Origin of the sequence: Streptomyces palmae (assembly GCF_004684805.1) — a bacterium.
Taxonomy (GTDB): Bacteria; Actinomycetota; Actinomycetes; order Streptomycetales; family Streptomycetaceae; genus Streptomyces; species Streptomyces palmae.
Genome location: NZ_SRID01000283.1, coordinates 1 through 9,218, shown reverse-complemented (window position 1 = coordinate 9,218; position 9,218 = coordinate 1). Strand labels below are relative to the sequence as shown.

Genomic DNA, 9,218 nt, shown 5'->3' with positions numbered 1-9,218 from the left:
CCGCCCGGGCCGGGCGGCCCTGGCGGCCCGGGCATCAGCGGCCGGAACGTGACGGCAGCCCCGACCGCCAAGGGAGACAGCGCGTCCCCGCGGCCCCGGGACAGCCGTGGCCGACGGCTCCGCCGGGTCGGCGCCCGGTGAAGCGTGCCGCGCCTCTCCCCGGCCCCCGCCGGAGGCGCCCCCCTACCGCTCGCACACGAAGATCGCGGTGCCCGGGATGAGGTTCCCGCGCAGTGGGGACCAGCCGCCCCACTCCTGGTGGTTCCAGTGCGGCCATTCCGGCTCGACCAGGTCGACCAGCCGGAAGCCGGCGGCGACCACGTCGCGCACCCGGTCGCCCAGGGTCCGGTGGTGCTCCACGTAGACGGCGCGGCCGTTCTCGTCCTGCTCGACATAGGGCGTGCGGTCGAAGTAGGAGGCGGCGACGCTCAGCCCCTCGGGGCCGGGCTCGTCGGGGAAGGCCCAGCGGATCGGGTGGGTCACCGAGAACACCCACCGCCCTCCGGGCCGCAGCACCCGGTGCACCTCGCGCATCACCCGCACCGGGTCGGCGACGAAGGGGACGGCCCCGTAGGCCGAGCAGGCCAGGTCGAAGGAGGCGTCCGCGAACGGCAGGGCGCCCGCGTCGGCCTCCACCAGCGGGAAGTCCGAGCCGATGCGCAGCGCGTGCTGGAGCTGCCGGTGGGAGAGGTCGAGCGCCACCGGGCGGGCACCCTGGGCGGCCAGCCACCGGGAGCACTGCGCGGCGCCCGCGCCGATCTCCAGTACGTCCCGCCCGCGCAGCGCCCGCGCCGGTCCGAGCAGCCGGGCCTCGGCCTCGTCCAGGCCCTCCGGGCCCCAGACGAAGCGGTCGTCGCCGAGGAAGCCGCCGTGCTCGGTCTGGTACTCGTCGGCGTTCCGGTCCCACCAGCCCCGGCTGGCCCGGCTGCTCTCCGTGTCGTCCGCGGTACGCCGGGTCGCGGTCGGCTCCGCGGGCCCCGTCAGCTCGTTGTCTTGGATCATCGGGCGCGTCGTCGTACTCTCTGTGTCGACCTGTGGCTGCGGGGCACGGTGTGAATCGCGTCGCAGCACGGACATGCAGTGACCAGGTATGAGGCGAATGTCCCATGTGCGCCTCTTCGCGCATTGACCCTGCCCGGCTGCCCCCGTATGCTACAAGTTGCGCTGCGGGCCTGCGTGCCTCAGACAGAGCAGGCCGCGCTCGCATCTGTTGTATGTCCCCTCGGTTGCCGAGGTGACCTCCAAACTCCCCAGGGAGTGCGGAGGAAACCTCCAAGGCTGTCCGGCTTCTACGGTGCGATAGCGGGCTCACGGCGTAGCAGTACCTACGACTTCATGTCCGTACCGGAGCCCTTTCCCACATGACGAGCAGCACCGAGGCAACCCGCACCACCCCGCAGGTGGCGGTAAACGACATCGGTTCCGAGGAAGCCTTCCTCGCCGCGATCGACGAGACGATCAAGTACTTCAACGACGGCGACATCGTCGACGGCGTCATCGTGAAGGTCGACCGGGACGAGGTCCTGCTCGACATCGGTTACAAGACCGAAGGCGTCATCCCCTCCCGGGAGCTTTCGATCAAGCACGACGTCGACCCCAACGAGGTCGTGGCCGTCGGCGACGAGATCGAGGCCCTGGTCCTCCAGAAGGAGGACAAGGAAGGCCGCCTGATCCTCTCGAAGAAGCGCGCCCAGTACGAGCGTGCCTGGGGCACCATCGAGAAGATCAAGGACGAGGACGGCATCGTCACCGGCACCGTCATCGAGGTCGTCAAGGGTGGTCTCATCCTCGACATCGGCCTCCGTGGCTTCCTGCCGGCCTCCCTGGTCGAGATGCGCCGCGTCCGCGACCTGCAGCCCTACGTGGGCAAGGAGCTCGAGGCCAAGATCATCGAGCTCGACAAGAACCGCAACAACGTGGTCCTTTCCCGCCGCGCCTGGCTGGAGCAGACCCAGAGCGAGGTCCGCCAGACCTTCCTCACCACCCTGCAGAAGGGCCAGGTGCGCTCCGGCGTCGTCTCCTCCATCGTCAACTTCGGTGCCTTTGTGGACCTGGGTGGCGTGGACGGTCTGGTTCACGTCTCCGAGCTGTCCTGGAAGCACATCGACCACCCGTCCGAGGTCGTCGAGGTCGGCCAGGAGGTCACGGTCGAGGTCCTGGACGTCGACATGGACCGCGAGCGCGTCTCCCTGTCGCTCAAGGCGACCCAGGAAGACCCGTGGCAGCAGTTCGCCCGGACCCACCAGATCGGTCAGGTCGTCCCGGGTAAGGTCACCAAGCTCGTTCCGTTCGGTGCGTTCGTGCGCGTCGACGAGGGCATCGAGGGCCTGGTCCACATCTCCGAGCTGGCCGAGCGCCACGTGGAGATCCCGGAGCAGGTCGTCCAGGTCAACGACGAGATCTTCGTCAAGGTCATCGACATCGACCTCGAGCGCCGCCGCATCAGCCTCTCGCTGAAGCAGGCGAACGAGTCCTTCGGTGCCGACCCGGCCTCGGTCGAGTTCGACCCGACCCTGTACGGCATGGCCGCGTCCTACGACGACCAGGGCAACTACATCTACCCCGAGGGCTTCGACCCGGAGACCAACGACTGGCTGCCGGGCTACGAGGCCCAGCGCGAGGCGTGGGAGACCCAGTACGCCGAGGCGCAGCAGCGCTTCGAGCAGCACCAGGCTCAGGTCATCAAGTCCCGCGAGGCCGACGAGCAGGCCGCTGCCGAGGCCGGCAACGCCGCCCCGCAGGGCGGTGGCGCTGCCTCCGGTGGCTCCTACTCCTCGGAGTCGGCGGACAACTCCGGCGCCCTGGCGTCGGACGAGGCGCTGGCCGCGCTCCGCGAGAAGCTCGCCGGCGGCCAGAGCTGAGGCTCTGCCCCGCGGCTAGTCGCTAGCTGAGTTGTGAGGCCCGCTCCCCTTCGGGGGAGCGGGCCTCAGGCATGTCCCGGCGCACCGGGGGGCGTGCGGCGCGGGCCACCGGCGCGTAGTGGGACGGACGCGGCCAGGGAGCGGCGGTAGAAGGCCCGGTACCCGGGATTCGGGAATGCCCGCGCACGGTCCGGATGTTCTGCTACACGGAACGCAAGGAGGAGCGTCACGGTGTTGGATCCGCAGGATGTGTACGCATGGGACCCGAGCGGGCTCGCGACGGTCGACGCCATAAGCTCCCGGGACTCGGCCGGGCTGGTGCTGCTCTACCACTTCGAGGGCTATATCGACGCGGGCGAGACGGGCGAGCAGATCGTCAACCGACTGCTGGACGGCCTGCCGCGCCAGGTGGTGGCCCGCTTCGACCACGACCGGCTGGTCGACTACCGGGCCCGCCGCCCGCTGCTCACCTTCGAGAACGACCACTGGACCAGCTACGAGACCCCGGCCATCGAGCTGTACCTGGTGCGTGACGCCACCGGAGCGCCGTTCCTGCTGCTCACCGGCCCGGAGCCGGACGTGGAGTGGGAGCGCTTCGCGGCGGCTGTGCGGCAGATCATCGAGCGGCTGGGCGTCCGGCTCTCCGTCAACTTCCACGGCATCCCGATGGGCGTCCCGCACACCCGCCCGGTGGGCCTCACCCCGCATGGCAACCGCACGGACCTGATGCCCGGCCACCGCGGCTACTTCACCGAGGCCCAGGTGCCCGGCAGCGCCGAGTCCCTGATCGAGTTCCGGCTGGCCGAGGCGGGCCACGATGTGCTCGGCGTGGCCGCGCACGTCCCGCACTACCTCGCCCGCTCGGCCTACCCGGACGCGGCTCTCACCGCGCTGGAGGCCGTCACCGCGGCCACCGGCCTGGTCCTGCCGGGCGCCGCCCACGCACTGCGCACCGAGGCCCACAAGACGCAGGAGGAGATCGAGCGGCAGCTGTCGGAGGGCGGCGACGAACTGGTCTCCCTGGTGCGTGGGCTCGAGCACCAGTACGACGCGGTGGCCGGCGTCGGCACCCGCGGCAGCCTGGTCGCCGAGCCGGCGGACCTGCCCTCGGCGGACGAGCTGGGAGCCGAGTTCGAGCGCTTCCTCGCCGAGCGGGAGGGCGAGGGCGGCAGCTGAGCGCAGGCTCGGCCGGGCCCGCCCGGTTCCGCGGTGGGCCAGGTTCGCGGGAGCCCCGCGCAGCCCCGCGTAGTCACGGGCGAACCGGGCCCACCGCCCCACGTACCGTCGGGTAGCGTGGCGCCGACCGGCACCGGATCCGTGCCGGACCGGCGTCCCCGCGAGGGCGGGGCGAGTGAGTGGAGGGGCGGCCATGCTCTCCGTGGGCCTGACAGGCGGAATCGGCGCGGGCAAGAGCGAGGTGTCCCGGCTGCTGTCCTCCTATGGTGCGGTGCTGATCGACTCCGATCGGATCGCCCGCGAGGTGGTGGAGCCCGGCACACCCGGACTGGCCGCGGTGGTCGAGGCCTTCGGGCCCGAGGTGCTCACCGCCGAGGGCGCCCTGGACCGGCCCAGGCTGGGCGCCCTCGTCTTCGCCGATCCCGAGCGCCGTGCCGTGCTCAACGGCATCGTCCACCCGCTGGTCCGGGACCGCTCCGCGGAACTGGCGGCGGCGGCCGGACCGGACGCGATCGTGGTGAACGATGTCCCGCTGCTCACCGAGAACGGTCTGGCCCCGCTCTACGACCTGGTGATCGTGGTGGACGCGGCCCCGCAGACCCAGCTCGACCGGCTGGTGCGGCTGCGCGGCATGACCGAGGAGGAGGCCCGGGCCCGGATGGCCGCCCAGGCCCCCCGCGCCGAGCGGCTGGCCGTCGCCGATGTCGTCATCGACAACGACGGGCCGCTCGAGGCGCTGGAGCCGCAGGTCAGGAAGGTCTGGGCGGAGCTGCTGGAGCGGGCCGCGGGCAAGCACGACTGAGCTGCGGGAATGCGCCGGTCCGGGCGCTCGTTGTGCTGCTCGTACCGAGCGCTGGTGGTGCGTACCGCCGGCGGCGACGCGCTCATGGGAAGGAACCGGCCGTGCCCCAGCCCACGCCCGAGAACCATGTGATCGACTACCGCGCCGCGGAGCAACTGCTCAACGCCCGCGACCCGCGGGGTGCCGTGAAGCTGCTGGACCCGGTCATCGCCGCCCACCCGGAGAACACCGCGGCCCGCCTGCTGCGGGCCCGCGCCCTCTTCCTCGGCGCCCAGCTGCGCGCCGCCGAGCTGGAGTTCCAGATCGTGCTGGAGCGGGAGCCCGACAACGCCTTCGCCCACTTCGCCCTGGCCCGCACCCTGGAGCGGGCCAACCGGTCGGCGGAGGCCACCCGGCACTTCCGCCTCGCCGCCGCCCTCGACCCGCGCCCGGACTTCGTGGCCGCCGCGCGCTTCGGGGAAGCGGCCTGACCGGCGCCCAAGGGTTCCGGCCGGGTCGTCCCGAGGGGCGGACGTTCAGCTCGGCCCGCCGACCGTGACAGCGTGCGACGCGGATCCGCGGCCGGCGAGTGGTCCACGGTCCTCGGCCCGGCCCGGCCTGGCCTGGCCCGGCCTGGCCCGGGTCCGCCGGCCTCGCCACGGCGTCCGGGGGTACGGTGTCGCCCCGCGTACGCACGCGCCTCAGGGCCGGTGGTCCTCGTCATCCTGGCGCGGGTGCGGCATCGGGGGCCGCAGCGGGTCCCGTCCGTCGACCGGGGCGTACGGCGGGACGTCGCGCCCGGGCTGGAAGTGCGGCCCCTGCCGGATGTGCCGGATCACCACGGCCAGGTCGATGACGGTGATCACCCACAGCACTCCGCAGGCGATCGCCCAGCCCGGCCGGTCGGCCAGGGCGAAGAGAGCGGTGCCCGCGGCGGACCACACCAAGCCGAAGACGGCCAGCCCGCAGCGCAGCCGCAGGGGGCTGCGGGCGTGTACGGGTTCATCGCCGGTGCGCAACATCGCACCCATCTCCCGAAGCGGTCGGGTACGCGGCCTCTCTCTCGACGTTACTCCTGCTCCGGGCCCACCCGGGCCGCCCGCCACCACCAGCGCCCGACCATGAGGAATAACCGTTCGATGCGGGTCGGTACGTTCTGTTAGCGTCGGGGCGTGGCGAAACTGAACCAGATCATCGCGGTCGAGAAGGGCGTCAAGTCCAAGGCCCAGCAGGACCTGGCGGCTGCTCAGCACGGCCTGGCGAAGCCCGCCTTGCTGGCCGGTATATCCCGCACCTACCAGCCCAAGGACGAGGAGGGCGAGCAGCTTCCGCCCGAGTCCACCCGGGTGCAGGTCAAGGCCGAGGACGTGCTTCGGGAGACGGCCGCCACCCTGACCCGCCTCTTCGATGTCACGGCCACCAAGGACTGGGCGAACTGCACCGCCCGCGCCGATGTCACCGTCGAGGGGCGCACCCTGCTGCGTGAGGCCCCGGTCTCCTATCTGCTGTTCCTGGAGAAGCAGCTGAGCGAACTGGGCGCCTTCCTGCGCCGGCTGCCGATCCTGGACGCGGCCGAGTCCTGGACGCTGGACCCGTCGACGGACGCGTGGAAGACGGACCCGGTCCGCACCGTCCGCACCAAGAAGGTGCCGCGGAACCACGTCAAGGCGGAGGCGACCGACAAGCACCCGGCGCAGGTCGACGTCTACTACGAGGACATCCCGGTCGGCTACTGGACCACGGTCAAGTTCTCCGGCGCGCTGCCCGCGCGACGTGTCAACGAGCTCCTGGACCGGGTCGAGAAGCTCCAGCAGGCAGTCAAGTTCGCCCGTGAGGAGGCGAACTCGGTGGAGGTCACCGACCAGCGGGTCGGTGACGCGGTCTTCGGCTACCTCTTCGGATAGCCCCATGACTCCCCGGCCGCCTCCGCGCGGTCGGGGTGCGCGAGGAGCGCAAAGCTGAAGCTGAAGCTTGTCGTGAAGGCACGGCCCGGGGACTCACCCGGACCGTGGTCAATCTCAGATTCTCGCTCCAGACTCAGCATTCGCCGCCGATCGCCGCACCGCCAGGCCGGGCCTGGTCGTCCGGTGCCGGTTCGAATCCGGTCCGCCGCTCTTCCGCGCGGCGGTAGCTCAACGGCAGAGCAGACGACGTAACGACTGACCCGGGCCGCCAAGGTGCGGCGTGTGCACATGGCGGCACACCAAGGGCCCGGGAGCTGGACATGCTCCCGGGCCCGCTCCTTCTCCGGGGCGCGCACGTGCCGGTGCGGGATGGTCCTGGCGAGCCCGCTCGGCGCGCCTGGCCTCAGGCGCTGTCGCCGCGTACCAGCTGCCGGAAGCGGTCGAGCATCGGGAAGCGTTCGCGCTGCTCACGGGCGCTGCGGTCGAGTTCCTCCATCAGCCGGTTGGCGCGGTGCTCCATGTCCAGCTCGTCCAGGATCCGGTCCACCTCGGCGAGCAGGGCGCCGTGCAGCTGCCACTGGCCGGGGTGCTCCTGGACGCGGCGCAGCAGGAGCTGGGCGGCCTGCTCCCGGCTCTGGGCCGCCGCGTCGAGCTCGGCGGCCAACTTGGACTCGGCTTCCTCGGCGTTCGCGCTGACCTGGGTGGTGACCAGTGTCGCGAAGCTCTCCACGGCCGAGGCGACATGGGTGAACAACTCCTTCAGGGCGTCCGCCACGTCGTCCGGGAAGAGCGGTTGGTCGGTGCGCTGCTTGGCGAGGTCCGTGAGCGACCGGGCCAGTACGCGTACCACCACGACGCAGATCTCCAGGGTGTCCAGTCCGGTGCGCAGGACCAGGCGGTGCAGCAGCCCCTCCTTGACCCGGGGATTGAGCCGCAGGCTGTCCTCGGCCTGCCGCAGGGAGGCGTCCACCTCGGCGACGTCGTTGTCCAGGCGCCGGGCCTCGTGGAGGCGGGCCGCGGCCCGTTCGACCGGGGTGTGCTCGCCCAGCTCCGAGCCGATCCGCGTCAGGAGATCGCGTAACCGTCTGGAGAGGTCTTCGATCGACTCTCCGGCGGGCTGCACCCACACCGGCGGCGCGAACAGGGAATTGAACAGCAGACCGACCACGGCGCCGATGAGCGTCTCCAGCACCCGGTCCCAGGCCGTGTTCGCCACCTGGGTCACGCCGAGGACCAGCATCGCGCTGATCGCCACCTCGGGGACGAACTCGTCCACCCGCACCACATGGCCGACCGCCAGCGAGGCGAGGATGATCAGCCCCAGGCTCCACCAGGTCAGACCGACCAGGGCGCTGAAGGCGCTGGCGACCAGCACGCCCGCCACCACCGAGTTCACCCGGCGGATCCCGGTGGTCAGGGTGGAGTAGAGGGTGACCTGGACGACCAGCAGGGCGGTGAGCGGTGCGGTCAGCGGGGCCGGCTCGCTGCTGAGGTGGAGCGCCACGACATAGGAGATGGTGGCGGCCACCGTGGATCGCAGCGCCTGGGCCACGGCCGGGTGGCGCCGGTGCTTCATCAGCACGGCCATGGGTTCGGAGACCTCGCGCACAGCTTGCTCCTTCCCGGCAGCGGATCGGGGTGACACCGGCAATGTGGCCTGCCACCTGGTTGGACGCCAGGAGGCGTGCCGGGGCGGCCCGGGGTCGGAGCGGACCGGCCGCGGTGGGGAGGCGGGCGCTGAGGGCGGAGTCCGGCCTGCCGGAGCGGGCGCGCCGCCGCCCCGCGGACCCCGACCGCGGCCCGGGAGGGCGGGCGCGGCCGGGGCCTGGTCATGCGCGCTCGGCCAGTGCCAGCAGCTTGCTGACGGTGTTCCAGTTGCGGGCGGTGATGGTGACGCCGAGCCGTATACCGGTGACCTTGGTGGCGAGCTTGGAGCCGCGCAGCCCGTCCGGGCAGTGCAGGAAGATCTCCCGGCCGATCAGCCGGCACCGGTCGGGCGCGTAGCGGGACGGGTCGAGCGCCGCCAGAGGTGCGGTGTCGGCGGGCGGGTCGGCCAGGAAGACCACATGCAGCGTCTTGGGCTCGGCGATGGCCTCGGGGTAGGGGTTGGCCGCCACGGTGGCGGCCAGCTCGTCGCGGGTGCGCACCATCACCGGCACCGTGAGGCCGAGCCGATCGGCGATCGCGTCCTCGATCCGGCGGGCCGACTCCGCGGGGGCCGTGCCGGGGTCGGCGAAGACGATGTTGCCGGAGTGCAGATGGACGGTGATGTCCCGGTAGCCGAGGGAGTGCATCAGCTCGCGCTGCTGGGCGACGGTGAACTTGTTGTGGCCGCCGACATTGATGCCGCGCAGCAGAGCGATCTGGGTAGCCATGGGGTCTCCTGGGCGAGGTGGTGAGTGTGAGGCGGGGCCGGCCGACCGCAGGCCCGAAGGGGCGGCCTCGCGGTTCCGGCCGACGGTCTCGGGTCCGGGGAAGAGGGAGGTGGGGGCACGG

General features: G+C 71.9%; 9 protein-coding genes. 5 read left to right on the top strand and 4 right to left on the bottom strand.

The window, feature by feature from the left end:
• Window positions 1-183: 183 nt before the first annotated feature.
• The gene (locus tag E4099_RS23935) at window positions 184-1,002 is read right to left on the bottom strand and encodes a class I SAM-dependent methyltransferase (protein ID WP_135341186.1); all 819 of its coding nucleotides are present in this window, start codon (window positions 1,000-1,002) and stop codon (window positions 184-186) included.
• Window positions 1,003-1,361: 359 nt separating this feature from the next.
• On the opposite strand from E4099_RS23935, the gene rpsA reads away from it, so the two are divergent.
• From rpsA to E4099_RS23915, 4 genes are all read left to right on the top strand, one after another.
• A complete protein-coding gene (gene rpsA / locus E4099_RS23930; protein WP_135341185.1) occupies window positions 1,362-2,861 on the top strand; it encodes a 30S ribosomal protein S1 in 1,500 nt (499 codons plus the stop codon).
• Between the two features lie 231 nt (window positions 2,862-3,092).
• Window positions 3,093-4,037 (top strand): PAC2 family protein, encoded by a 945-nt coding sequence (locus tag E4099_RS23925; protein WP_135341184.1) that lies wholly within the window; start codon window positions 3,093-3,095, stop codon window positions 4,035-4,037.
• Window positions 4,038-4,230: 193 nt separating this feature from the next.
• Window positions 4,231-4,839 carry a dephospho-CoA kinase gene (gene coaE, locus E4099_RS23920; RefSeq protein WP_135341183.1) on the top strand — a complete coding sequence of 203 codons (609 nt, stop codon included), beginning with the start codon at window positions 4,231-4,233 and terminating at the stop codon, window positions 4,837-4,839.
• 101 nt (window positions 4,840-4,940) lie between these two features.
• Window positions 4,941-5,309, top strand: a complete 369-nt coding sequence (locus tag E4099_RS23915; RefSeq protein ID WP_135341182.1) for a tetratricopeptide repeat protein — start codon at window positions 4,941-4,943, stop codon at window positions 5,307-5,309.
• A gap of 210 nt (window positions 5,310-5,519) precedes the next feature.
• Here the strand turns inward: E4099_RS23915 and E4099_RS23910 are convergent, their stop codons facing one another.
• Complete coding sequence (locus E4099_RS23910; RefSeq protein WP_135341188.1) at window positions 5,520-5,837, bottom strand: DUF6343 family protein; 318 nt, start codon at window positions 5,835-5,837, stop codon at window positions 5,520-5,522.
• A gap of 153 nt (window positions 5,838-5,990) precedes the next feature.
• Here E4099_RS23910 and E4099_RS23905 point away from each other — a divergent pair, with 153 nt between their 5' ends.
• Window positions 5,991-6,722 carry a DUF7873 family protein gene (locus E4099_RS23905; protein WP_135341181.1) on the top strand — a complete coding sequence of 244 codons (732 nt, stop codon included), beginning with the start codon at window positions 5,991-5,993 and terminating at the stop codon, window positions 6,720-6,722.
• 403 nt (window positions 6,723-7,125) lie between these two features.
• Here the strand turns inward: E4099_RS23905 and E4099_RS23900 are convergent, their stop codons facing one another.
• Entirely contained in the window at window positions 7,126-8,310 is a 1,185-nt protein-coding gene (locus E4099_RS23900; protein ID WP_135341187.1) for an aromatic acid exporter family protein, read from the bottom strand.
• A 241-nt stretch (window positions 8,311-8,551) separates the two neighbouring features.
• Window positions 8,552-9,097 carry a DUF1697 domain-containing protein gene (locus E4099_RS23895; RefSeq protein ID WP_135341180.1) on the bottom strand — a complete coding sequence of 182 codons (546 nt, stop codon included), beginning with the start codon at window positions 9,095-9,097 and terminating at the stop codon, window positions 8,552-8,554.
• Window positions 9,098-9,218: the final 121 nt, after the last annotated feature.

What these genes read in the sequence shown, in the direction of transcription:
- E4099_RS23935 (WP_135341186.1), bottom strand. Translation starts at nt 1,002, where the DNA reads ATGATCCAAGACAACGAGCTGACGGGGCCCGCGGAGCCGACCGCGACC.
- rpsA (WP_135341185.1), top strand. Translation starts at nt 1,362, where the DNA reads ATGACGAGCAGCACCGAGGCAACCCGCACCACCCCGCAGGTGGCGGTA.
- coaE (WP_135341183.1), top strand. Translation starts at nt 4,231, where the DNA reads ATGCTCTCCGTGGGCCTGACAGGCGGAATCGGCGCGGGCAAGAGCGAG.
- E4099_RS23900 (WP_135341187.1), bottom strand. Translation starts at nt 8,310, where the DNA reads ATGGCCGTGCTGATGAAGCACCGGCGCCACCCGGCCGTGGCCCAGGCG.
- E4099_RS23895 (WP_135341180.1), bottom strand. Translation starts at nt 9,097, where the DNA reads ATGGCTACCCAGATCGCTCTGCTGCGCGGCATCAATGTCGGCGGCCAC.